Origin of the sequence: Corynebacterium pseudokroppenstedtii (genome assembly GCF_019754945.1) — a bacterium.
GTDB lineage: Bacteria > Actinomycetota > Actinomycetes > Mycobacteriales > Mycobacteriaceae > Corynebacterium > Corynebacterium pseudokroppenstedtii.
In genome coordinates, this window is the sequence record NZ_JAEUWU010000002.1 from 338,043 (window position 1) to 361,926 (window position 23,884).

The following is a 23,884-nucleotide window of genomic DNA, read 5'->3' on the forward strand; positions in this document are numbered from 1 at the left end:
AACCCCAGGGGAACAACGCCAGGGGTTATGACTTCACTAACCGGGCGATGGCTTGTGATGCCTCGTGGAGTTTCTGTTCAGCTTCATCGCCACCGGCTTGGGCGGCATTGAGTACACAGTGATTGAGGTGGTCGTCGAGTAACCCCAGGCCAACCGCTTGCAGTGCCTTCGTGAGCGCGCTGATCTGCGTCAGGATGTCCACACAGTATTTCTCATCCTCGATCATTTTTGTGATCCCGCGCGCTTGCCCCTCAATTCGCTTCATCCGGTGAAGGTACCGCTCTTTTTCCGAGATATAGCCGTGGGGGGCGTGGGCCTCGTGGCATAGTTGCTGCTCAGCCGCGCTATCCATGGTTGATGAGGTTGTCATTTCGCCCGCTCCTCCTCGACAGTGTGTGCAGTGGCATTCCTATCAGTCTTATCAGCGTGAGTGCCGACGTTCCTATTAACGCTGGTGAACCTGCGCAACCGGAGGCTATTGCCCACGACAAACACGCTCGAGAACGCCATGGCCGCTCCCGCAATCATGGGGTTGAGAAGCCCCAGCGCTGCCACCGGAATAGCGGCGACGTTGTAGGCGAAGGCCCAGAACAAGTTGGTCTTAATGGTCGCGAGCGTCGCCCGGGAGAGGCGCACCGCATCAACGGCGCTGGTGAGGTCTCCGCGAACGAGTGTGATGGTGGCGGCTTCGATAGCGACGTCCGTACCGGTGCCCATAGCCAGACCAAGGTCTGCTTGAGCTAACGCCGGTGCATCGTTGACGCCATCGCCCACCATGGCCACGGTTTTCCCTTGGTCCTGAAGACCGCGGATGACCTGCACTTTGTCGGCGGGAAGAACGTCGGCTTTGACGTCGTCTATTCCTACTTCTTTGGCGATACGCTGGGCAACGACCTTGTTGTCGCCAGTCAGCAAGACGGGGTTGAGGCCGAGTCCTTTCAGCTGGCTTATTGCCGTGGCACTGGTGGGTTTCACAGTGTCTGCGACAACCAGAATCCCGCGTGCTTCACCGTCCCACGCAATGGCGACGGCGGTTTTCCCAGCGTGTTCAGCATCGTTCTTCGCGCGTCGGAGTTCATCGTCCAAAGGGACTCCGGCTTCATTGAGCAGGGATTCTTTACCGACGAGCACGTCGCGGCCGTCCACGACTGCCCGCACGCCACGGCCTTCCTTGTTCTGGAAGTCGGTGACCTCGTGGGCCTCGAGTCCCTTCGACTTCGCCGCCTGTGCGATAGCTTGTGCGATGGGGTGCTCGGATGAGTCTTCCACTGCGCCGGCGATGGCCAGGACTTCATCGTCGGATGAGGTGCTACCAGCATGAACACTGGTCAGCGCCATTGTTCCTGTGGTGACTGTGCCTGTTTTATCCAGCACAACAGTGTCAATGTTCCGGGTGGATTCCAGGACCTCCGGCCCCTTGATCAGTACACCCATCTGCGCACCGCGACCGGTACCAACCAGCAACGCTGTCGGCGTCGCCAGTCCCAAGGCGCAGGGGCACGCCACAACGAGGATCGCGACTGCGGCTGTCATGGAGGCAGCGAATCCGTGCCCCAATACGAGCCAGACGATGAGTGTGAGCAGGGCGATGCTAATCACAGTGGGGACGAAAACACCGGAGATACGGTCCGCTAAGCGCTGGACCTGGGCTTTCCCGGTTTGCGCGTCCTCGACCATGCGCGCCATCTGCGCCAACTGGGTATCGGACCCAACTCGGGTTGCACGAACTACGAGCCGCCCGCTGGTGTTCACCGTCGCACCAGTGACGTGGTCGCCAGAGCCAACTTCCGCGGGAACGGACTCTCCGGTGAGCATGGACTCGTCGATAGCCGAGGAGCCACTTACGATGTCGCCATCCGTCGCGATCTTTTCACCGGGCCGGACCACGAACATGTCTCCAACCTGGAGCTGTTCGACGGGAATCCGTTTTTCTTGCCCGTCGTCAAGAAGCGTGACTTCCTTGGCGCCCATATTAAGTAGCGCCCGAAGGGCAGCCCCGGACTCTCGCTTCGACTTCTTCTCGAAATAGCGTCCTGCCAGTATAAATAGCGTGACACCGGAGGCGACCTCTAAGTAGATATTGGCCGACGCGTCGGTATGCGAGGCCATCATGGTGAAGGTGTGCTTCAGTCCTGGTTCGCCGGCTTTGCCGAAGAACAGGGCGTACAACGACCACGCGAATGCCACCAGCGTGCCCATCGAAATGAGCGTATCCATGGTGGTCGCGCCGTGTTTAAGGTTCGTCCAGGCCGCTTTGTGGAAGGGAAGCGCTCCCCACACGATGACAGGCGCTGCCAACGTTAGGGACAGCCACTGCCAGTTTCGGAACTGCAGGGCAGGGATCATGGCCATAGCGATAACAGGGATCGCCAGCCATGCGGACACAATCAGGCGCTGCCGGAAGTTCGCCGTCTCTCGCTCAATCGGGCTTTCGCTCTGTGCAGATCCAGCGGCCCCGCTGCGTGGCGCGCGATCATCGTCGGCAGTGGAATCGTCGATGCTCTCATGAGCAGGCGTGGCGGGTTGGTCGAGCGCCGCTGTGTAGCCAGCTTTTTCCACTGTCTGGATAAGGTCATCAGCGGTCACGGTCGGTGGTGCTGTGACCTTGGCTTTTTCGGTCGCCAAGTTAACAGTGGCCTGCACTCCGTCGAGCTTGTTGAGCTTGCGTTCCACGCGGTTTGCGCACGATGCACAGGTCATTCCACCGATGTCGAGTTCGATGACCGAACCCTCGGGTATGGTCACACCGTCGATGGCACCTTGTGATGTGGTGTCAGGACTTGTCGTCACTGATTGTGGCACTTCTCTCGCTTCCCTTTAGTGTGGCGGGTCAGTTTTTACAGGCGCGTGGCCGAGTAACCCGCTTCCTCCACTGCTTCAAGAACTTTCATGTCTTTAATGTCGTCATCCGAGCTGACGGTCAACATGCCAGTCTCAGCACTGACCTCATCGACGTGAACGCCAGGAATTTCGCTGACTTCGTCACGAACAGCGCGTTCGCAGTGGCTGCAGGACATGCCCGAAATCTTGTACTTACGTGTGGTCATCACGATCTCCTCGATATTGCTGTTATTGACCGACGTCCACGCGGGCACGTGGGCGATCACATACCCTCCTGGGGTATCCGATAGGTTCAACGCTATACCCCCCATGGGTATTCCGCAACGGCCGAGCTTTTACCGATTAACTCGCAACGGCCCTCGTCGTCGCGCGGGCCCCTCCCTCGTCGTACCGGCAACGCGTGTCCTGGGTTTCTGCAACAATGGGCCACACACCGTCCATAACCCAATCACCGAGGAGGACGAGCAGAATTATGACTATCGAATATTCACACACCGCACGCATCCCCTTCCCCCGTCGCGACGTCGTTAAGTATTACGAATCAGCTGGTGGCGCAGCACGTTTGTGCCCTGACTTTTCGACGACGCTCACGTCGGGCCCAAGCAAGGGGCTCGCGGAGGGCTCTGAAACTGAATTAGAAATGGGTTTGCCCTGGTTAGATGGCTTAGCGCCGGTCTCGACGACGGTGAAGTGGAAAGCGCGCCACACCGCGTACACGCCAGGCGAGTCGTTTACGGACACGATGGTGCAGGGGCCTCTGGATTCGTGGGAGCACACCCACACGTTTTCGGACGACACGTTTTCCGATTCCGGTGGTGGGTCCTCGCTTGTTCAGGATCAGGTGACCGCGGAGCTTCCGGGTAAGACGTCGGTTCTGGGTAAGAATTGGCTGGTCAAGCGGAAGATCGATAAGGAACTGGAGCGGACATTTGAATTCCGCACGCGCCAGATTGTGGCTGATCTAACTTTCCAGCAGCAGTTGCGTGACGCGGCCGAGAAGGGTGGGGGCGCTAACAAAGATGGGGCCATCGACCCGACTACCGCCCAGACATTTGTCATCGCGGGCGAAACAGGCCTGGTAGGGCAGGCAATTTCGGCGCTCCTCCGCTCGCTTGGTCACAATGTTGTCGCGTTGACGCGCAGTTCGCGCACCTCGCGGGTCCCCGGCGTGACATATAAGCGGTGGGATCCCAGCAAGGGTTCGCTTGATCCCTCCCTCCTGAAGGGTGCGTCGGCTGTGATCAATCTGGCCGGGACGTCGATCATGGGGCGCTTTACTGACGACCACAAGAAGTCGATCCTTGATTCGCGTATCGACGCCACTACAACTCTTGTCGACGCGATGAAAGAGGCCGCATCGGATGGCGGCCCAACAACGCTTATTAACGCGTCTGCCAGCGGATATTATGGTGCCGACGCGGGTACGGTCATGGAGGATTCGCCCGCCGGGGATGACTTCCTCGCCGACGTCTGCCAGCGCTGGGAAAGCGCCGCACTGAAGGCCGAAGAGGCTGGTATTCGTGTGGTTCTCGTCCGCACTGGCCTGGTGCTATCCGCCCGCGGAGGACTTCTGGGCGCGCAACTCCCGCTGTACCTCATGGGTGGAGGCGGTCCGCTGAACGGTGGTGAGATGTGGCAACCGTGGATTGGTATTGATGACCTTGCGCAGATCTACATTTGGTCCGCCTTTAACCCCGAGGTGTCGGGGCCGATTAACGCCGCCGCTCCCAACACCGTAAAGCAAAAAGAGTTCGCCTCCACGCTGGCGAAAGTTCTTCACCGCCCGTCCGTTATTCCGACTCCGCGTGTGGGGCCAGATGCGCTGATGGGTAAGGAGGGCGCAGATCAGCTCGCTCTCTCGTCGGTCAAGATGGAGCCCGAGGCGTTGGAGAAGAACGGGTACACGTTCCGCTTCACTGATTTAGAGGAGGCCTTGCGTCACACGCTGGGGAAATGAGGTAAAGCCCGCTAGCCGGCCCCTTGAGCGGCCCCCTAGTTGGTTTTGAAAATGACCCACCGCTGGACAACGAAGTTCACGGCGGTGGCCACCCCCTGACCAATGACATAACCGACGGTACCGGCGATAAACGCGCTGGCCCCGGCGTTAAGCAAGAGGTGGTTCACCGACACCGCTAGCCCCCACTGCACGGCGAACATCAGCGCGTAAAGAGACATCGTTTGGAGGAACTTCTTTGCCGACGGTTCCGCCTCGAAAGTCCAGCGTCGGTTGATGATGTAGGCCGTGATGGTGCCGAAGATGAAGCCAATGGCCTTCGCCAGCGGGTATGACTGCCCAAACGCATGCTGAATGATCATGGTCAGGCCGTAGTCCACGACAGCGGAGATTCCGCCTGCGATCACGAATTTATAGAGGTGAGTGAGGACGCTCGCTCCCTGCGGAGCCGGTGCGTCGACGCCTGCGGTTCCGGGGGTGGCGGTGTCGGCTGATGCTGAGGCATCTGTGGCTGTGGCACCGCTTTCCGTCGCCGCATCAACGTCGTCCATCGCGGCACTCTCGGCAGCTAAAGCCCCCGATAGGTTAGGTGTCAGCAGTTCCGGCTCGGCGTGATCATCGGTTGGGTGGTCAGGCTTGGTTTCACTCACGCCCTGGGAGCTTACTCTTCAACGCGCTTCGCGGTCCTCCCCCGGCTCGTGTCCGTTGCCCGCCGACTCGTCGCCGTCATAGTTAGGCCGGCCTGTTATACCTAGTCCGCCCTCCGATACCTAGTCCGCGCGGATGATCGCGCGGCACAATTCAAGCCGTTCTAGCGAGGACAATCGCTTATCCCCCGTGAGCCCTATATGCTCAAAGGCCTGCAAAGTTTCGCTGGCCAGATGGTCAATTTCAGGAAGTTTCAGTTCCGATCCGTCGTCGGCTACCCAGCCGATCGCTTCCATCATCGTTTCAATAATGTCCGCTCGCAGAGGACCTTCAACCAGGGCAGCTTGGGCCATGATTTCAGCAACCGCCGCATCGCGGCCGGCCGGGTCTTTTTCTTTAGGGAGACATCGGCATAGCGCCAGCGTGTCCGCATCCACATTCGTTTCTCGGCCTAAGTCCAAGGCCTGGAGCAGCGGAATGAAGTCAAAGATGCCACTTCGTTCGATGGCCGAGCGGATGATGGGTTTCGTCGCGTGCAAAATGTGCTGCGTCGTCGCCGCACCCGTTAGCTCTGCATTGATGCTGTCTAAATCAGCGTGCTCGTCCCCACCGACACACAACGCGTCGGGAGTCCCATGGTCGCGTAAATAGCACTCGGCAACGTCGATATGAAAGTGCAGGTCATCGGGGTCATCGGCGTTCTTATCGACGCTCCCCTCGCCGGCGTTAACATCCTCACTGCTCCCCACGCCGGCGTTTGCGTCCCCGGTGCTCGCTTCGCCGACGTTCGTGCCTCCAGTATTCGCATCCGTATCCGAGCGTTGGCGGCGGGTCACATCGAGCGTGTCGCCGGGGGCGTTGAGCAGCTCATACAGCGACTGGTCACCAACGACGGACTCGCGTTCTCCCTCTGCCCCGTCGCCCCCATGAACTGTCCATTCTGCGTCACCATCACACCCGAAGCACGTGTCCAGCACGGTGAAGAAATCTGCGACGTGGAGAGCGTCGTTAATCCCGATAATTCGGTACTGAGGGCCATCGCCACCGCTTTGGTGAACGGAGAGCACCAGGCTGGCGGCTTCCCGCGCGACAGGTTCATTCCCATCGAGGACGGGTTCGCGTTGGCTCTGAGAAAAATGGCTACCGTCACCGCCGCGCGCGCGACTGGCATAGTCGCTCAGTTCGATGACGTTGTCATCGTCGCGGGCGGTGTTTGTGCTCATAAAACCCAGGGTAGACACAAATCCCGGGGCTGGTGCGCCAATTGTTCCCTACTTTGGGTTCGTCGGGCCGCCTGCTAGCCTTCAGTTGTGCGCGTGACCAGGGGAATCGGCTGTGGCTCCTTGCTGCCAAAGTGCTGCAAATAATCGGTGGCTTTGGCCCGGCGCTGGGCATCGATGCCGTTCCAGGTGTCCACTAACCTCCGAATTCCCTCCGCCCAGGCCCAGCACTCTTTGGCCAGCGGGTTGTCGACGCCGAGCGCGTCCGCGGCATCATAAGCAGGTTCCACGTCTGCGACGTCGGGGTACGTTTGCCCCTTCAAGGTGCTCTTGCCGTCCGCTTTCCGCCGCGCATTTTCGTCCTTCAACGCCTCTTTATACGAGGTCACTGCTTCCTTGATCGCGGCGACGGTGTCATCAACATTGACGACGCTCCACGTCGCACTCCCCTTATCGGAGATCGCGCTTCCTTCGTCATCGGCTTCAATGGCGGCGAGTGCTTTTTCCCCGCTATCGGTCGCCACAACAGGGTGCCCGTCGATAAGCATGGGAAGAACGGATTGATCGAGTTTAGCTCCCGCCCAGGACAAATTATTCGTTTGACCAGGCTGGATGCTTGTTTTCCCCGTGCCGACGATCCACGCACCGACGAACTGCCCTGTTTTGGCTAGCGGGTCGGTGTCGATATGCCACACTGCGGTGGGCCCTTCACCGGCAACCACTGCGATGACGGGGTAGTTGCCGTCGGATTCAGCAGACGTCATGTGGTCCTCTTTCTTGGCTCTGTGTGCGTTACATACCGCGAGCCGTTGTGTGCCGCGAGTTATCGTCCGTACCACTCTATGACGTTGGCCGCTCGAGCACGGATTCCAGAGAGCGAAAATACTGCAGGTCGTTTTCTGTCAAAGCCCCCTGGGACGGAGAAACCCTTTGCGACGACGAAACCCCAGTCATCGGCGCTCTCCGTATGGTGGAGGGTCAACGGCTGGGGTTGATGCTGTTGATAATACAGCTCCTCGGACAGGCACTGTCAACCCCTGGATACCACTCGGAATCGTCGATACCCTCGAGCACAAAGACGTTGCAAAGTCAGCGTTGCTATGTCACAACAAAGCAAGACAACAAAGGAGTTAGCATGACCAACGTTATCGTTCTAGGCGCCAGCGGCCAGATCGCCCGCCACGCCATCCCCATGATCGCGGACCAGGCCGACCACGGGGATAGCCTCACACTGTTTGCCCGCAACGCTTCCAAAGTCGATGCTCCCGACGGGGCCCGCGTCGTCGAAGGTGATGTGCTCGACGCGGACGCTCTTGGTGCAGCGCTCGAGGGCCAGGACATTGTCTATGCCAACCTTGCAGGAAACCTCGACGAGCAGGCACGCGCACTTGTCGATGCCATGAAAACGGCCGGGGTCGCGCGCCTGATTTTCGTCGATGCTCTCGGAATTTACGATGAGCTGCCCGAAAAATTCAACACCTGGAACCGGGACGCCATCGGCGACGAGGCGCTGACCATTTACCGCCGTGCAGCGGACATTATTGAGGCCTCGGACCTGGACTACACGATCGTTCGCCCAGCGTGGCTGACTAATAAGGACGAGACCGATTACGAGCTCACCCAGCGTGATGAGCAGTTCAAGGGAACCGAGGTGTCGCGCAAGGCCGTCGCTGCGTTCATCGCGTCCGTCGTCGCTGACCCAACCCAACACTCGCGCGCCAACGTCGGAATCGACAAGCCGGGTACCGACGGCGACAAGCCTGCCTGGTACTGAGAACCCCTGGTTGCGGATTCCGCCCGTCCTTATCATGGGTGGCGTAAGTCACTACCGGCTCATTTCAAGAAAAGAAATTTCAAGGAAGGAACCTGTAATGCAGACTGACGTTAAGTTTTCCAGCGGAAACCAAACCATCGCGGGCACATTGTTCATTCCCGACGAGGCGCAGGGTGCAAGCCCCGCGATTGTCATTAGCCACCCATTCGGCAGTGTCCGCCAACAATCGCCGATCAATTACGCAACACGGCTGACCAAGGAAGGCTTCGTCACATTAACGTTCGACGCCGCCTACCAGGGAGAAAGCACCGGCGAACCTCGCCAGCTCGAAGACCCCTTCATTCGGGTTGAAAACATCAAGGACGCAGTTAGCTATCTGGCGACGCGTGAGGAGGTCGACGCCGATCGGATCGGTGCTCTCGGCATTTGCGCCTCCGGCGGGTTCGTACCGTTCGCGGCGTCCAGTGATATCCGGATCAAGGCGGTCGCCACTGTCAGCGGTGCCGATCTAGGTGACGTGTACAGGTCCCAGACCGAGACGCTGCCGAAACTCCTCAAAGCCTCAGCACAGGCTCGCACCGATCGTGCAGCGGGTAAGGACGTCGAAGCACAGCCGATGATCCCGATGACACAGGATCAGGCAAACGAGTAGCCCGATCGTTCGATGTACAAGGAAGCCTACGACTATTACCGCACGGACCGTGCCAAAGATGACCGAGCACCGAATACCGTCGATCCGACGAGCTTCGACCGCATCGCCGTATTCGACGCCTACGGTTTCATCGATCAGATCTCGCCACGTCCATTGCTCATGATTGCCGGAAGTGACGCGGACACGCTGCCGTATTCGCAGAACTCGATTGAGAAGGCGCAAGAACCAAAGGAATTGTTCATTGTCGACGGCGCGTCACACGTCGACCTCTACGACAAGCCCGAATACGTCGATCCGGCTGTCGCCAAGATGAGCTCCTTCTTTCATGAGAACCTCGCGACGAACTGATTATTTAACGAACTGATTCCTCAAGGCGAACTGACCCGCGACCTGTAAAGGAGCAAGCATGAGCAAAGACATCAGCATCAAGACTCTCAACGGTTATGACACAATACTCTCTGCAGTTATCAATTTCCCTCCAGAGTTCGATGCCTCACAGACCTATCCCGCCATCGTCGTTTCCCACCCCGGTGGTGGCGTGAAGGAGCAAACCGCAGGACTCTACGCCAAAAAAGTCGCCGAATACGAATTTGTCACCGTCGTCTACGATGCGTCCTTCCAGGGCGCCAGTTCTGGTGAACCCCGTCAACTGGAGAATCCACATATCAGGACCGAGGATGTTAGCGCTGTGGTCGACTATCTCACCACTCTGGACTACGTCGATAACGAACGAATAGGTGCCATGGGGATTTGTGCCGGGGCTGGCTATACCGCCAACGCCGCGATCAATGACCCTCGAATCAAGGCTGTGGGCACCGTGAGCATGGTTAATATCGGTCAGATGTTCCGCAACGGGTGGGACGGATCAGTTACCGATGCCGAGGCGGCACCGATTCTCGAGCAGGCAGCACAGGCGCGGACCACTGATGCCGCTGGTCAGGATAATGAGTTCCCCCTGGCACCGATGAACGAGGACGATGCCCCCAATGAGGAGCTACGCCAGGCGTGGGAGTACTACCACACCCCCCGCTGCGAGCATCCCAACGCTCCAGGTTGGATGACTACCCGTAGTCTGTCGCAGATCATCACATACGACGCCTTCCACAAGGCCGAGACTTATCTCGCTCAACCGCTGTTGATCGTTGCCGGGAGCGAAGCTGGGTCGAAGTGGATGAGCGATGATCTCTACGAACGAGCTGCCAGTACAGACAAATCCTTTCACGTAGTTGAAGGTGCGAATCACATGGATCTTTACGATGGCGAGAAAGAGGTGGCTGAGGCCGTCAGTAAGCTCGGGCCATTCTTCAGCGACAAGCTCTAAGCCCCCAGGCTATAAGATCCCGGAGGGAATAGCACCGCAACCAGCGGAAACTTAGGCTAGCGCCTTCAACCTGGCGTCGAGGTTGGCGGTGCGCTTATCCTCGTTGAAGCTCAACGCAAAGCAGACAATACCGACAAGGATTCCGTACACCGTCCACGGTCGCGACTCAGTGATGTGCGCGCGGATGAACGCCAGTGCTTTTCTCCTGATGAAGCGGGAAAAATAAAACGATCCCACGAAGTAGCCCACCACGGCGCTGATAGCGAGACCCAATCGTGCCCAGCCCCACGGGCTTGGGGCTCTATTTTCATCAATTTTCGACGGTGTGGCCTGCGGTAACTCGCTTTCCGACGGCGAAGTTCCCGCCCCCTCGGCGGCTTCCAGCCCAGGGTCCTCAGACACGGCGGCCTCAAGAGAATTATTATCCGTGTCTGCCGAGTCTTCCGACGACTCTGTCGTCATCCATATCACCGCGAACGCGGATCCTAGTATCCCTACCTTCGTAGCCACCCGGCGCGGCTTCGATTCAATACCACCTGAGGCGTACCAACCTCCGATCAGGGAAGATACCAATACTCGTTGGGCAAAGCCGGGCGCACCCCGTTTGTCCGGAGGCAGTGAGTCAATACGGTCTTTCGCTTCGCTGAGACGTCGTGTGGCTCCGTGGGGAAACTGATCTCTCCTGCTTAGGTGCATGGCCCCCAGACTAACAAGGCGTTACTCACTGCCTCCTTGTTTTTCTGCAACGGAATAAAGCTGCACAGTCAACCGATCGCCGACTAGCGCTGAGACCTGCCGTGCCACCGCACTAGGGTTCGCCACCTCTAAGCACACTAAAGCGTCCGTAATAACGTCGTGCAGATCCTTCGCCATCTATGCAGCAGATGATGCAAAGACCGCTTGCGTCCGGGACGCACGAATAAATTCGAGCACCACGATAGCTTCTACCTTTCGGGGTTCATCAACAGGAAGAACCTGTTCCAGAAGATCCTGTAGAGCATTTAATGCTTTTTCGCCCGTGAGTCCCCTTAGTTGTTCGACTGGATGATGTTCGAGGCGTCGGCCCATACGGTCTCCGGCTTCTTGGGCTGCCGCGGCAAGTAAATCCTCGTGGCCGCCGAAAAAGTGCCGTACTGACCCAATATTTAGGTCTGCTTCTGCCGCCACTTTTCTTTCGTACCGAGCCAACACCCGGGATGCCTCTTCCCTCGGCAGACCCCGCCTGTGTCCGTTTCCACGATGCAGTTTGGAAAGAAGGGTGTAGGGGCAAATGAACAACAACCAAACTTCCGGCGAACCTTCCGCAAATTCTGCAGCAGCATAGCTAGCGACCACCGTCACTACGCATACCACCTGTTTTCATAGTGGGTATGAAAATACGTATTCGTTCCAATCACAACCGGAGGATCACCCCTCTGATTGCTCCCCCACTTATTGTCACCACCCTCATTACCGGGTCCGCAGTTGCCATCTCCGCAACCCCAACCACCGCAGGTTCGGCTGTCCCATCTTCTAGTGCTCCAAGCCTTGGCGCGACAAACCAAACCCGTTATAACGGCATGTTCGACCTCGGCAAGGCGACTCAAGATCCTAGCGTCGGCGGATTATCCGGACTGACCTCTCTTGCTGATGGTTCCTATCTAGCCATCTCAGATGACAAAGGCGATCATGGCCCCACCCGCGCATACCGATTGAACATCGATAACAGTGGCCGGGCACAAGTCATCGGCCGGGTGGTTTTCACCAACCCAGATGGAAGTGCGTACAACCCTAAGGAATTCGACGCCGAAGAGATCCGCCAATTGCCCAATGGGCACCTGTTGTGGACGACAGAGGGTGGGTCACAAGGTGCAGAGAATCGTTCCTCCCTTATCATCGAATCCGATAGAACCGGACGTGAGATTCGCCGTATTCATCCCCCGCAGTACCACGTCCCCAGCCCTGAAGATGCGCCGGACACTAAAGAAGCTAAAGGCATAAGCCCCAATAAGGGGCCAGAAGGGATGACCATTTCTCCTGATGGAGAAACCATTTACACGATCAACGAAAACTCTCTGGCGCAGGATGGACCAAGCAATACTCCCCAGTCGGGATCCAAAACGCGACTAACCGTCTACAACACTGCGACAGGAAAGCCCAGCGCGGAATATGTGGTTGACGTAGATCCCACGTATGCCCCCGAAGCCGACCGCGGATATGCTTCCCTAGCTACGTCCCCGGATGGAAACCTTTACGCCCTACAACGCGGATATATCCCCAAACAAGGAAACCGCGCAGAGATCTACCGATTAGATGTAAAAGGAGCTACCAACGTTCTCGGCCGGGAACACCTCAACGGTACCGAAGTAGCAATCAAGCGCGAGAAGGTCTTCGATTTCGTTGATTCGAAACTCGGTAATAGTGCACATCCGGGTGCCAGAGGCGTTCCGGAGTCTCCCGAAAACGTGGAAGGCATGACCTTCGCAGCCCCGCCAGCCGGAGCCCCGGCTACCAATTCCCTGTCCACTGGCTCCCGTTCCAACGGCCGAGGCACTGGAGTATCTAAAACGCCAGTGGGGGACAATCGTGTTTACCTCATCTCGGACAATAACTTCAGCGATTCGCAACGCACGGTAGTCCATTCCCTGGACATCGCTCCTCGCTAGTGGCCCGCCACCAGCGGATACTCAAAGGCACCTCGCGGTAATACTTTTTGACGGGTTCGAGTTGCTTGATGCGTTCGGCCCTATAGAGCTCTTCAGCGCAATCCCCGATGTAAAAATTCAACTGGTAGCTCAGCGAACTGGCGCCGTCCGAAGCGCTCAAGGCGTTGAAGTGATTGCAGAATTAGAGTACGGCGAGCTTAACGATCCCGATATCATCTTGGTCCCCGGAGGTATGGGAACACGGACGTTGGCTCGCGACAAATCGTTCTTGTCTTGGCTAACAGATATCGGAACCCGATCAGAGATAGTGGCATCAGTTTGCACGGAATCAGCACTGTTGGCCGCGGCTAGTCTCCTCGAAAGCCATCGAGCGACGAGCAACAAACTAGCTTTTGAATGGGCGTCCTCATTTGGCAACGATGTTTCTTGGGAGTATCAAGCGCGGTGGATCCACGACGGTTGTCGATGGACATCCTCGGGCGTTGCAGCCGGCATGGACATGGCCGCCGCGCTGATTGGACACCTGTTTGGGCAAGAGATTCAAACGGAAGTAACCAAGCGCGTTGAATACCAACCACAGACCGATAGCACTATCGATCCTTTTGCACGCTTCCAGGGCCCACGCTAAGCAACCGCTACGCGATTCGACCAGAGCGATGACGACCGAAAAGACCCCAGCGCAGCGTCGATAATGAAATCCCGGTCACAGCAACGCTGAAATTTCAGCGTCACCCCGTACACTAGAGGGCATGTTCGGACGAAAATCAGCGGCTGACAAAGCTGCGGCCGCTACCTATGAAGCTGCGGAACGCACCACAGTCCCGCTGGACGTGCCCATGACGCGGATGATGGCCGAAGAGCTACCGATCCTGGATAGTTCGTCCCGGCAACGGGTCAATGACCTGCTCAGGGAATATGATGGGCCGCTCATTACCAGCGTGGACATGTTGCCCGAAGAGATACGCGACATCATGAACCTCTACTAAACCCGCCTTTACCCGTCTTTCCAGTGTCGGCTCCCATCAAGTCGATACTCGCCTATCACTGCGACAGGCGTAAAACTATGGCGTAGAACTATACGGGTGGTAGCGCGGGAAGCTTTGTGGCCGCTCACGGCTCCAGCCGAGATCGCCACAGAGGCTCCCACGCTCGTGTGATCGCGCACAACCAATCTGACGTACCAAGGAGAAAGAGTTAGAAGTGAGCTCAACCACGACAGATCAACTACCGCTAGAGCACCGTCGTCTCACAGGGTGGGGGCGCACTCAGCCGGCTTCGAGTGAAGTCCTGTCCACGCCCGACCTGGACCTGATTGCCCGCGCAGTGCGGGAGGTTGCCGAGCAAAACGAGGACAAGCCCGACTACCTCAAGCGTGGCGTGATCGCCCGTGGTCTGGGCCGTTCCTACGGCGACCCGGCCCAGAACAGCGGTGGTCTTGTCGTCGACATGGCTGCGCTCAATGAAATCCACTCCATTGACCCGGACACGGCTATTGCCGACGTCGACGGTGGCGTCACCCTCGACCAACTCATGAAAGCCGCACTCCCCTACGGGCTGTGGGTTCCGGTGCTTCCCGGCACCCGGCAGGTCACCATCGGTGGAGCTATCGGCCCCGATATTCACGGCAAGAACCACCACTCCGCCGGTTCCTTCGGTAACCACGTCGCTTCCATGGAGCTTCTGGTTGCCGACGGCCGCATCCTGCACCTCGAGCCAGAGGGCAGCGCCGATGACCCCGATGGCGAACTCTTCTGGGCAACCGTCGGCGGCATGGGCCTCACCGGCATCATTGTGCGCGCACGCATCGCGATGACTCGTACCGAAACGGCCTACTTCATTGCCGACGGCGACATGACCGCGTCGCTGGACGAAACCATCGAATTCCACTCCGACGGTTCGGAGAAGAACTACACCTACTCGTCGGCATGGTTCGACGCTATTTCTCCCGAACCGAAACTGGGCCGTGCCGCCATCTCCCGCGGATCCCTGGCCACGCTGGACCAGTTGAAGGAATACGCCCCCAAGCTGGCGAAAAAGCCGTTGAAGTTCAACGCACCCCAGCTGATGACCGTCCCGGACATCTTCCCGAACTTCACCATGAACAAGCTGACCATGATGTCCATCGGTGAGCTGTGGTGGCTGAAGTCCGGAACGTACCGCAACAAGGTGCAGAACCTGACGCAGTTCTACCAGCCGCTCGACCTCATCGGCGAGTGGAACCGCGGGTACGGCTCCAAGGGCTTCCTGCAGTACCAGTTTGTGGTCCCCCGCGAAGCCGTCGAGCCCTTCAAAGAGATTGTCCGCGACATTCAGCGCTCCGGGCACTACTCTGCTCTCAACGTCTTCAAGCTGTTCGGTGAAGGCAACCGTGCACCTCTCTCCTACCCGATGCCCGGCTGGAACGTCTGCGTCGACTTCCCCATCAAGCCCGGCCTCGGCGACTTCCTGGATGATCTAGATAAACGAGTCATGGAATTCGGTGGGCGCCTCTACCTGGCGAAGGAATCGCGTACCTCGGCCGAAAACTTCCACAAGATGTACCCCAAGATGGACAGCTGGTTGAAGACCCGCAACACCATCGACCCCAGCGGCGTGTTCGCTTCGGACATGTCCCGCCGTCTGGAACTGTACTAATCCGATCTGGCCAATCCACACTCACTGCACGAATTGCATTACTCCGCCGGGTCCTGTGACGGGCTCGGCACACAGAAAGGGTCCTTTCTTTATGCTTAACGCCGTTGGGCACGCACAATCCATCCTTCTCCTCGGGGGAACGTCGGACATGGGCCTCGCCATTGTCGAGGAATTCCTCTCCCGAGGCTCCGCCACCGTCACCCTCGCAGCCAGGAAGAACAGCAAAGACCTCCCCGCCGCGATTGACCGGATGGAGAAAGCAGGGGCGTCCGAGGTTCGCACCATCGACTTCGATGCTCTCGACACCGAGTCACACAAGGCCGTCATTGATGAGGCCTTCAGCCACGGCGATATCGACCTCGCAATCGTTGCATTCGGCATTTTGGGCGACCAAGAAGAGTTGTGGCAGAACCAAGAAAAAGCCGTTCAAGCTGCAGAGATCAACTACACGGGCTCCGTGTCCGTCGGTGTTCTGCTGGGCCAGGCCTTGAAGAAGCAGGGCCACGGGCAGATCGTGGCAATCTCGTCCGTCGCCGGTGAGGTCGTCCGACGCTCCAACTTCGTGTACGGCTCCACCAAGGCCGGGTTCGACGGTTTCTACCGCCAGCTGGGCGAGGCGCTGCGTGACAGTGGCGTCCGCGTCCTCGTCGTTCGCCCAGGCCAGGTGCGCACACAGATGACCGAAGGCCTTGACGACGCACCGCTGACCGTCAATAAGGAAGACGTAGCGGCCGCCGTCGCGAAAGCTGTCGACGACAACAAGTCCGTGATCTGGGTCCACCCGCTGTTCCGCTACGTCATGATGGCCCTGGCTCACACGCCGGCTGCTATCCTGCGGAAACTGCCCATTTAAGGGGAGTTAGCGACGCAGATCCCGGCGCGAATGACCGGGATCGGGCGTCAGAGCGTCTACTTCGAGTTGGCGTCGTTAATGGCCTTCCCGATTTTCTTCAGCAACGTCGGGTAGTCCTTCGGCGCAGTGCACACCTCAATAAGCACCAGCCGATCCTGGTTGTCCTGCGCCTTCGCAAAGGCGTCATTGAGTTCTGCGCGCGTGGTGGCCTTCAGCGTCACGACCTTGTCGTCGGTGCCGCCGAGAGCCTGCGGAATCATCCGCCAATCCCATGCCGTGATGTCGTTGTACTCGGCGTCCTCGCCGTGAATCGAGCGCTCCACGGCGTAGCCGTCGTTATTCACCACAATGACGACGCCGTTGACGCCTTCCCGCATCCAGGTACCCAGCTCCTGGACCGTCAGCTGCGCGGAGCCGTCGCCAATAACGAGCACCGGACGACGCCCCGGGCAGGCGAGACCAGCGCCCATCGCGGCGGGAAGTGTGTATCCGATCGACCCCCACAACGGTTGGCCAATAAAGGTCGTATCAGCCGGGAAACGCATCTTCGCCAGGCCAAAGAAACTGGTTCCCTGGTCAGCAACAACAATGTTTCCCTCGGTCAGTACCCCGGCTAACGTCGGCCACACATCGTCCTGAACCAATGGTTCATCAGCGCCCGCAACCCAATGGTGCGGCTCCGGTTCCGGAACAGCCCCCGGCGTGCGATCGGCAAATGACGGAACAAGTTCAGCAAGCGCATCCAACGCATCGGCGATGTTCAGTGGCGCAAACGTTTTATCGCCTACTTTCGCATAATTAGTGGCGATATCCACACAGCGTGCCGGGTCAATCTTCTGGCTGAAGCTGGCCGTCGTCGTATCGGTAAACCGAACACCGGCCATGACCAAGCGGTCCGAACCCTCCACAGCTTTGCGAACGTCAGGCTCGGATGCTGCACCCGCGTAAACGCCCAAGAAGAACGAGTCTTCCTCATTAACCAGCGTTTTCCCCCACATCAATGTGGCGTGGGGAATACCACCACTGAGCAGACGGTTCAGGTTGTCCGTCGCACCCATCCGGTGAACCAGGAGGTCCGCCAGCACTGTCACATCGCGGCCCTCCAAGAATTCAGAGGCGGCGGCGCGGAATTCCGCCAGAGCGCGGTCCGACGTATACGATCGGGCACCACCCAAGGGGGACGACGGTGGCTCAACCTCGACGCGGGCAACGTCGGTTGGCACCACAATGTATCCGGGCCGCCGATGTGTCTGTACTGCGCGGAGCACACGGTCCACTTCCTCAACCGCATCAGCCGGGGTCAGATCAGCGACGGCGCACGTTACTTCACTAGCCATGCGTCGGAAATGAGAAAAGTCACCATCACCGAGGCTGTGGTGCAGCAGACGTCGGGACGCCTGCGCATCCTTCGACGGTGCGCCGACAATGTGTACCACCGGGACATTCTCCGAGAACGAACCGGCGATCGCGTTGATAGCCGAGAGCTCACCCACACCGAAAGTCGTGACGACGGCACCGATGCCGTTCATGCGCGCGTACCCGTCGGCCGCGTAGCCCGCGTTCAGCTCATTGGCGTTGCCGACCCAGTGCAGCGCATCATGCCCCGTAATGTGATCCAGGAACTCTAGGTTGAAATCACCCGGAACCCCAAAAACATCCTTAATGTGCAGTTCAGCTAGGCGATCTGCAATGTAATCAGCAACCGTGTACATAGTTCTCCTTCGCATGGCTCGGTGGGGCCAGCATCGTATGGCGAGGGGTTCATCACGTGTGCTCGACGTGGCGGGTTGGCCACGTGAACATGTGACGACATCGATGCCGCTGGGTTCGCGGCACCCCACCCATACTGTCAGGAAAACGTATTAAGTAGGTTGCGGGGAGGTAAAAATTGTCGGTGAATTACTTATGCTCACCGGAATCGAGCTCACCCTGCGGCGCATCCTCCGCATCCAATGAACGGTCGCCAGCCTGCCCACCGTGCATCTGTGCCCGAATCTCTTCCAACCGAGCCGACGCCTTGATATCACGACCAGCGGTTTCGATCTCCGCCATGCGGGTGTCCACCGAACTCTCCGTGAGCTCCTGCTTACCGAGCGCATCCGCATAGCGACGCTCAATCTTGTCTCGCACCGAGTCCAGGCTCGGAACAGAATCGTCCTTCGCGCTCAGCGCATTCATCGACTCCGCGGCGTTTGCCGACTCTTCCTGCATCTTCGTCTGGTTGACCTGCGCCCGAAGCTGATCAATCTGCCCCAGCTGCTCCTTCAGGTGGGCCTCGGACTTCTTCACCTGCGCTTTGGCCTGCTCCGCGGCCTGAGCATTACTCTGATGAAGCTGCTTCGTCTCCTCAATTTGCTGTTCGACACTGACCAGCTGCGACGCGACCACCTCAGCCGTGCTATTCCACTCGCTCGCCTGCTGGGTATCCCCCTCCTGCGACGCTTTGTCCGCAAGCTGCACTGCTTTCTGCGCCTGCGACTGGAGGCTCTCTTGGTCCTTAATCAGCCGGTTGAGTTTCATCTCAATCTGCCGCTGGTTCCCCAACACAGACGAGGCCTGTTCCACAACAGCTTGGTGCTGTTTCTTCGCCGCCTCCGTGGCCTGCTTTATCTGCACCATCGGGTCTGCTTTCTCATCAATGGTGCTATCAAACTTAGCCATCGCGTATTTCCACCCTTTTGAAAAGGGGTTAGCCATCACAATCTCCTTAGCATCTGTCAGCATCCGTCGGACCTACTGTGCGGTTCACGCGCGCTCTGAAGTTCAGGCGTACAGTGCACTGTGAACACCATTGATCGCAATCGTAAGCAATCCTGAAGCACGTGTCCGTGTCAGATGGCGGGTCCACCACACAATCCATACCGACATTACCCATCCAGCCTGAACATCAATAGGTTTCAGGCGATGTGACGTCGGCAGGACCGGCATCTCCCCGCAACCGTGCCACAGAAAGAATGGAGAACTCATGGACGTTCTGAACAGCATCCTCGCACTTGCCGAGCATCTTCTTGCTATTTCCGGCAACCCCGGCCCCGTCATTCCCGATGGCACCACCATCGAGTAAGTAACGACGTTGCACGTGGCTCCTTCATTGCGAGTCTGCCGTCGCGGGTAAGTCTGCTGTGGCGAGTTAGTCTGCGACGGGAGTGTCCCTGCGACGTGCAAGCATGCACTTTGCATGGCGGCTGACTCTCGCGGTAGCCCCGTGACGTGCGACAACGCGCCCCACCGATATATCGACGGTTGGGGCGCGTCGTGTTATGTGCATGATGCTATGCGGCTAGTCGTACGTCGTAGCTACTCCCCCGACTCTTTAGCCTCTTGCTCCGCGATCTGCTTCCGCACCTCATCCATGTCCAGGTTCTTCGTCTGCTCAATGACGTCCTTAACCTGACCAGCAGAATGTACACCCGCATGGCGGTAGACCAGAACGTTGTCCCTAAAAACCATGAGCGTCGGGATGGACTGGATGCCCAGCGAGCCCGCGATCTCCTGGTTGGATTCCGTGTCTACCTTGCCAAAAGTCACATCGGGGAACTGCTCGGAGACTTCCTCGAAGATCGGTCCGAACATGCGGCAGGGGCCACACCATTCAGCCCAAAAGTCCAGTGCAACAACGCCGTTAGAGACGGTGTCGGTGAAATTGTCCTTCGTCACAGTAACTGTAGCCATAAATTCCTTTCACTTAGTTTTAAAAAGACGACGCGCCTAGCCACTTTAACTAGGCCACTTTAAGGGGCCGACGCACATGGTCATCACGCCGTCTACCTGCACTATATGAAGCAGGGGCCTTTAGGCGGACCATCATAGACCAGACAGTCTACGACCGCAGCGGGGATGGGTGCCTTTACATGCGGATGTGGATATGGCGGATGCAGAAATGACGAAACCGAGGACGGCTATTCATTCAGTTCTAAGTAGATGCTCTCCAATGACTTACTTTCCTTAGTGAGGCCTTCAATTTTGACACCATTGCCGACCGCGACTTCCGCGATCGTCGCTGTATCGAGACCACTAATAGAAAGGGTCTGCCCGGAGACACCATCAATATGCCCACCATTGTTGAGCATGGCTCGCTGGGCAGACTCGATATCCCCTCGGACTGTTAAAAGAACACTATTCGTCGTTCGTAGCTGGTCGAGCGGCTTTTGAACTATCGTTCGCCCGTTTTTAATCATGACCACATAGTCCGAAAACTGCTGAACCTCATTCAGCAAGTGTGACGAAATCAAGGCCGTTCCGCCGGAACTGATATATTCTTTCAATTTATTCTGGAATGCGATCGAGCCATCTGCGTCCACACCATTGTGCGGCTCATCCAAAATCACGATCTCAGGATCATTGAGAAAAGCCACCGCGAGGCAAACACGTTGCCTCATCCCCAGCGACACCTTCGCAAGCTTACGGTTACGAGCATGAGCGAGACCGTATTCGTCGAGAATGTGGATGGCATTCTTCTTAGTATCTGAAATGCCCTTCAACTGCATTTGACTGCGAAGAAAGGTAAGTATCGACACCCTCGTATCTATCCATTCGGGATCGAGAAGATAACCAATCGATGCCCGGCAGTGATCAATCCCGACGGCGTGCTCGGAAGAGCCCGGACACCCTAGATCGATCGTGACATTCCCGGAATCGGCATGCGTGAGCCCCGCAATGATCTTCATTATTGTCGACTTACCCGACCCGTTTGGCCCCAATAACCCCGTGACCTTGCCCCTCGGCACGTCGAACGTCACATTTTCCAAAACCGGGACTCTTTTACCAAACAACTTATTAATCTGGTCAACAGAAATTGCCGACGAACTCATGCCTTATACCTCCACAAACGTGCTGCACCACACGCAACGGCCACGACACACCACAACCCGACTTCAAGCAGGCCTTCCAACAACGTCGCATTAGCTTGCGTTAGTTTGTCCACAGCGAACGGGAAGCTGTGATGGAGAAGGAGATCACCCTGGTCATGACCCATCGCCATCAAGATGGCACCCGTTATCGGGAGAATGAGCATGATAACGATGATCAACGTGAATGACAGGGTTACATTTCGAGCTAGATGAGAGATCCCACCAGCGACCAGTCCAATAGCCACCATGCATACTGCCCATGAGATGCCGAGAATCAATTCCCTCGCGACAGAATCAGTGGTGAGACTAAAACCGGTTAGGGCGGATAAAACGAGTAAAAGGACAACAAAGATTAAGGCGAACACTAGCCAAAAGGGCAGAGAAAAATGGCGCAGGTGACGAGGCTAGCGAGATAAGCGCTGAAACGGGAAGGAATGGAAAGAAGGGTGTAGTTCACGGATCCCTTTGTGTAGCTACCAGCAATATACAGGGATAATATGAAGGCAACGAAGAAAAAAGCTAGCTCCGATACATTAGCTAAGCCACCTGAAAAACCGATTGACCTGTTATTGTGGCGCGACACCCCTACGGCTAATCCGACTGTGAATATGACCATCACAACCAGCGAGGTCTTCAGTGAAGAGGTGTGTATGAACGTCGTTAATTCGGACTTAATACCATTGGATACAAAACCAGTTTTACTATGTGGCTGACTCTGTGCCATGTGCCGCCTCTTTCTTCACCCGTTTTTTCTTTTCTATTCCCTGACCCCAGACACCCATTAACCCAAAAAAACCAGCGAGCGGCATAATAAAGTCCCGAAAACTATGCAAGCCAACCGTAAACACAATGAAGGCGATTACAGCTACATAGGGAATGAGGATGAAAACCCCAGTCCAGTCGGGAAGATACCTGGGTAATAGATACTGAAGTGCGATGCACGTTACCCCTACGACGGCGGCTATAAGACCGTCCACTTGCTTCTCCACTCTGCCCTCTGTATACCCTGTCGAGGTGCGCTATGCGGTGTACTTAGTTTGGCTCAATAGGTGACCTTTACCTTAACATTAGGGAGATCCGATGGTCGCGTCGGTTTTGCGGGTGGAAGGGATCATGATGGGCGTACCTTCCCCAACGAACCGTCGGACCAGCCGAAAAGGCTCCTCCACAGCCGCTACACGGCCATAGGTGACGAACGAGCACCCCCTGAAATACCCCTAAACATGTGCAATATAGAAATTGTCACTAGTGCAAATTAACAACAATAACTAAAGTCTCGTTCCGAACGGGGCTATTGTGCGCCCCGCGGTATAGCCCATGGAGCACACACTCGCCTGTGAGGCACCAGCTAGCACCGACCAACTATCGGTGGCCATCAACACGACAGTACCCCACAAGGAGATACCCCCATGATGAAGAACTACACCATCACCGGCATGAGCTCCAACGAAGGAGCCGCCACCATCAAAAACGCGGTATCTCAGGCACGCGGAGTACAAAACGTCACTATTTTCGACGACGGACATATGACCGTCGAAGGTGAAGACTTCGGTGATGCCGACATCAACGAGGCCGTCACGGAAGCTGGGTACGCGCTCGAGCCCAAGTAGGCCTCGACTTCTCCTCGCGACGCCGCAGCACAACTCCCCCGGCGCAATTTACCCGGCGCGCCTTACGCGACGCGGCCTACCCGGCGATGACCAACCCGAGCCATGCCGCGAAAACCGCAACCACCAGCGTCGATAATGCGTATATAGCGCCACGGCGAGCACTACCTTGAGTGACTGCGTCGACAGACGCCGTGGAGAACGTGGTGTAGCCGCCCATCATCCCGGTGCCAAGGAAGCCTAACAGTGCTCCGCCGGACAGGCCGGCCACACAGAGCCCGAGGACAAACGAACCCGTCACGTTAATCACAAACGTGGCCCACGGGAACTCCGCCGGCCACCGCGCACGGATCCATGCATCCACCGCGTACCGCAGGCAGGCACCAAGTCCACCGCCGAGCGCAACAAGCACCATCATCGTTGCGCCACCTCTCTACGGCCGACGCGTTCCCACCACGCCCCGGCAAACGCCGCGATCGCGCCACAGATCACGCTGAATAACGCGTAGTACACCGCGAAACTCATGCCCATCAGGGACCCTGTCCCCTGCACGCCGGCAGCTCCGACCCCCGGGAACCATCGGGCAATGTCCACGGCGAGCGTCGAATAGGTTGTTAAACCGCCACAGAAACCGGTTCCCAGCAGCAGTTTCGCGTTCACACGGCCCAAGCGGGCGAAGCGGGCACCCAAAAAACCAAGTAGAGCGGCGCCCACCACGTTCACCGCGAACACCCACCACATTGTGGGCACCACGGCGCTCACCACGGGACTCGAAGTCAACACATCACGCACTAGCGTCCCCACGGCACCGCCAACGAACACCAGCGCAGCCGACCTGGCAAAGCGCTTCGGCACCACAGGCCTTCTCACACGAGACACGACACG

General features: G+C 57.7%; 28 protein-coding genes. 11 read left to right on the plus strand and 17 right to left on the minus strand.

Annotated features, from left to right (window positions below; all coding sequences use genetic code 11):
- Window positions 1–25: 25 nt before the first annotated feature.
- From JMN36_RS04465 to JMN36_RS04475, 3 genes are all read right to left on the minus strand, one after another.
- Window positions 26–370 (minus strand): metal-sensitive transcriptional regulator, encoded by a 345-nt coding sequence (locus JMN36_RS04465; protein ID WP_221923923.1) that lies wholly within the window; start codon window positions 368–370, stop codon window positions 26–28.
- Entirely contained in the window at window positions 367–2,700 is a 2,334-nt protein-coding gene (locus JMN36_RS04470; protein ID WP_221923980.1) for a heavy metal translocating P-type ATPase, read from the minus strand. The genes JMN36_RS04465 and JMN36_RS04470 overlap by 4 nt, the downstream gene beginning before the upstream one ends.
- 137 nt (window positions 2,701–2,837) lie before the next feature.
- Complete coding sequence (locus JMN36_RS04475) at window positions 2,838–3,107, minus strand: heavy-metal-associated domain-containing protein (RefSeq protein ID WP_328145830.1); 270 nt, start codon at window positions 3,105–3,107, stop codon at window positions 2,838–2,840.
- Between the two features lie 206 nt (window positions 3,108–3,313).
- Here JMN36_RS04475 and JMN36_RS04480 point away from each other — a divergent pair, with 206 nt between their 5' ends.
- A complete protein-coding gene (locus JMN36_RS04480) occupies window positions 3,314–4,798 on the plus strand; it encodes a TIGR01777 family oxidoreductase (protein ID WP_204087696.1) in 1,485 nt (494 codons plus the stop codon).
- Window positions 4,799–4,833: 35 nt separating this feature from the next.
- Here the strand turns inward: JMN36_RS04480 and JMN36_RS10885 are convergent, their stop codons facing one another.
- The 3 genes from JMN36_RS10885 to JMN36_RS04495 all read right to left on the minus strand — a co-directional run bounded on the left by JMN36_RS10885 (window position 4,834) and on the right by JMN36_RS04495 (window position 7,427).
- On the minus strand, window positions 4,834–5,445 hold the full coding sequence (locus tag JMN36_RS10885) for a GtrA family protein (protein WP_236881682.1): 612 nt from the start codon (window positions 5,443–5,445) through the stop codon (window positions 4,834–4,836).
- Between the two features lie 120 nt (window positions 5,446–5,565).
- Window positions 5,566–6,666 carry a pentapeptide repeat-containing protein gene (locus JMN36_RS04490; protein ID WP_204087697.1) on the minus strand — a complete coding sequence of 367 codons (1,101 nt, stop codon included), beginning with the start codon at window positions 6,664–6,666 and terminating at the stop codon, window positions 5,566–5,568.
- Between the two features lie 74 nt (window positions 6,667–6,740).
- Entirely contained in the window at window positions 6,741–7,427 is a 687-nt protein-coding gene (locus tag JMN36_RS04495; protein ID WP_012732644.1) for a hypothetical protein, read from the minus strand.
- Between the two features lie 371 nt (window positions 7,428–7,798).
- Between JMN36_RS04495 and JMN36_RS04500 the strand changes: the two genes are divergently transcribed.
- The 4 genes from JMN36_RS04500 (at window position 7,799) to JMN36_RS04515 (ending at window position 10,410) form a co-directional block, all read left to right on the plus strand.
- On the plus strand, window positions 7,799–8,437 hold the full coding sequence (locus JMN36_RS04500) for an SDR family oxidoreductase (protein ID WP_204087698.1): 639 nt from the start codon (window positions 7,799–7,801) through the stop codon (window positions 8,435–8,437).
- Window positions 8,438–8,534: 97 nt separating this feature from the next.
- The gene (locus JMN36_RS04505; RefSeq protein WP_221923924.1) at window positions 8,535–9,089 is read left to right on the plus strand and encodes an alpha/beta hydrolase; all 555 of its coding nucleotides are present in this window, start codon (window positions 8,535–8,537) and stop codon (window positions 9,087–9,089) included.
- Between the two features lie 12 nt (window positions 9,090–9,101).
- Entirely contained in the window at window positions 9,102–9,437 is a 336-nt protein-coding gene (locus tag JMN36_RS04510; protein WP_221923925.1) for an alpha/beta hydrolase, read from the plus strand.
- 58 nt (window positions 9,438–9,495) lie between these two features.
- Window positions 9,496–10,410, plus strand: a complete 915-nt coding sequence (locus JMN36_RS04515; protein ID WP_204087700.1) for an alpha/beta hydrolase — start codon at window positions 9,496–9,498, stop codon at window positions 10,408–10,410.
- A gap of 51 nt (window positions 10,411–10,461) precedes the next feature.
- Here the strand turns inward: JMN36_RS04515 and JMN36_RS04520 are convergent, their stop codons facing one another.
- Both JMN36_RS04520 and JMN36_RS04525 read right to left on the minus strand, forming a co-directional pair.
- Window positions 10,462–11,106 carry a hypothetical protein gene (locus JMN36_RS04520; protein ID WP_221923926.1) on the minus strand — a complete coding sequence of 215 codons (645 nt, stop codon included), beginning with the start codon at window positions 11,104–11,106 and terminating at the stop codon, window positions 10,462–10,464.
- A gap of 177 nt (window positions 11,107–11,283) precedes the next feature.
- A complete protein-coding gene (locus tag JMN36_RS04525) occupies window positions 11,284–11,751 on the minus strand; it encodes a TetR/AcrR family transcriptional regulator (protein ID WP_221923927.1) in 468 nt (155 codons plus the stop codon).
- 29 nt (window positions 11,752–11,780) lie between these two features.
- Here JMN36_RS04525 and JMN36_RS04530 point away from each other — a divergent pair, with 29 nt between their 5' ends.
- The 5 genes from JMN36_RS04530 (at window position 11,781) to JMN36_RS04550 (ending at window position 16,542) form a co-directional block, all read left to right on the plus strand.
- On the plus strand, window positions 11,781–13,055 hold the full coding sequence (locus tag JMN36_RS04530; protein ID WP_204087702.1) for an esterase-like activity of phytase family protein: 1,275 nt from the start codon (window positions 11,781–11,783) through the stop codon (window positions 13,053–13,055).
- A 40-nt stretch (window positions 13,056–13,095) separates the two neighbouring features.
- On the plus strand, window positions 13,096–13,683 hold the full coding sequence (locus tag JMN36_RS04535) for a DJ-1/PfpI family protein (protein ID WP_041628950.1): 588 nt from the start codon (window positions 13,096–13,098) through the stop codon (window positions 13,681–13,683).
- 121 nt (window positions 13,684–13,804) lie between these two features.
- Window positions 13,805–14,041: a hypothetical protein gene (locus tag JMN36_RS04540; RefSeq protein WP_012732651.1), complete on the plus strand. Its 237-nt coding sequence runs from the start codon at window positions 13,805–13,807 to the stop codon at window positions 14,039–14,041.
- A 214-nt stretch (window positions 14,042–14,255) separates the two neighbouring features.
- Entirely contained in the window at window positions 14,256–15,689 is a 1,434-nt protein-coding gene (locus JMN36_RS04545; protein WP_221923928.1) for a decaprenylphosphoryl-beta-D-ribose oxidase, read from the plus strand.
- Window positions 15,690–15,780: 91 nt separating this feature from the next.
- Complete coding sequence (locus JMN36_RS04550) at window positions 15,781–16,542, plus strand: decaprenylphospho-beta-D-erythro-pentofuranosid-2-ulose 2-reductase (RefSeq protein ID WP_204087704.1); 762 nt, start codon at window positions 15,781–15,783, stop codon at window positions 16,540–16,542.
- 56 nt (window positions 16,543–16,598) lie between these two features.
- On the opposite strand, the gene JMN36_RS04555 is transcribed toward JMN36_RS04550, so the two are convergent.
- The 7 genes from JMN36_RS04555 to JMN36_RS04585 all read right to left on the minus strand — a co-directional run bounded on the left by JMN36_RS04555 (window position 16,599) and on the right by JMN36_RS04585 (window position 22,381).
- Window positions 16,599–18,254 carry an alpha-keto acid decarboxylase family protein gene (locus JMN36_RS04555; RefSeq protein ID WP_221923929.1) on the minus strand — a complete coding sequence of 552 codons (1,656 nt, stop codon included), beginning with the start codon at window positions 18,252–18,254 and terminating at the stop codon, window positions 16,599–16,601.
- Between the two features lie 187 nt (window positions 18,255–18,441).
- A complete protein-coding gene (locus JMN36_RS04560) occupies window positions 18,442–19,239 on the minus strand; it encodes a PspA/IM30 family protein (protein ID WP_221923930.1) in 798 nt (265 codons plus the stop codon).
- Window positions 19,240–19,839: 600 nt separating this feature from the next.
- Window positions 19,840–20,214 (minus strand): thioredoxin, encoded by a 375-nt coding sequence (gene trxA / locus JMN36_RS04565; protein ID WP_204087706.1) that lies wholly within the window; start codon window positions 20,212–20,214, stop codon window positions 19,840–19,842.
- Between the two features lie 227 nt (window positions 20,215–20,441).
- Window positions 20,442–21,353: an ABC transporter ATP-binding protein gene (locus JMN36_RS04570; protein ID WP_204087707.1), complete on the minus strand. Its 912-nt coding sequence runs from the start codon at window positions 21,351–21,353 to the stop codon at window positions 20,442–20,444.
- Entirely contained in the window at window positions 21,350–21,640 is a 291-nt protein-coding gene (locus JMN36_RS04575; protein WP_221923931.1) for a hypothetical protein, read from the minus strand. The genes JMN36_RS04570 and JMN36_RS04575 overlap by 4 nt, the downstream gene beginning before the upstream one ends.
- Before the next feature lie 116 nt (window positions 21,641–21,756).
- Window positions 21,757–22,116, minus strand: coding sequence for a hypothetical protein (locus JMN36_RS04580; RefSeq protein ID WP_221923932.1), 360 nt, complete (start codon window positions 22,114–22,116; stop codon window positions 21,757–21,759).
- Window positions 22,094–22,381, minus strand: coding sequence for a hypothetical protein (locus JMN36_RS04585; RefSeq protein WP_221923933.1), 288 nt, complete (start codon window positions 22,379–22,381; stop codon window positions 22,094–22,096). Before JMN36_RS04585 ends, JMN36_RS04580 begins: the two co-directional genes overlap by 23 nt.
- A 420-nt stretch (window positions 22,382–22,801) precedes the next feature.
- On the opposite strand from JMN36_RS04585, the gene JMN36_RS04590 reads away from it, so the two are divergent.
- A complete protein-coding gene (locus JMN36_RS04590) occupies window positions 22,802–23,002 on the plus strand; it encodes a heavy-metal-associated domain-containing protein (protein ID WP_204087710.1) in 201 nt (66 codons plus the stop codon).
- 76 nt (window positions 23,003–23,078) lie between these two features.
- Here the strand turns inward: JMN36_RS04590 and JMN36_RS04595 are convergent, their stop codons facing one another.
- Window positions 23,079–23,417 (minus strand): fluoride efflux transporter FluC, encoded by a 339-nt coding sequence (locus JMN36_RS04595; RefSeq protein ID WP_221923934.1) that lies wholly within the window; start codon window positions 23,415–23,417, stop codon window positions 23,079–23,081.
- Entirely contained in the window at window positions 23,414–23,878 is a 465-nt protein-coding gene (locus JMN36_RS04600) for a fluoride efflux transporter FluC (RefSeq protein WP_236881680.1), read from the minus strand. Before JMN36_RS04600 ends, JMN36_RS04595 begins: the two co-directional genes overlap by 4 nt.
- Window positions 23,879–23,884: the final 6 nt, after the last annotated feature.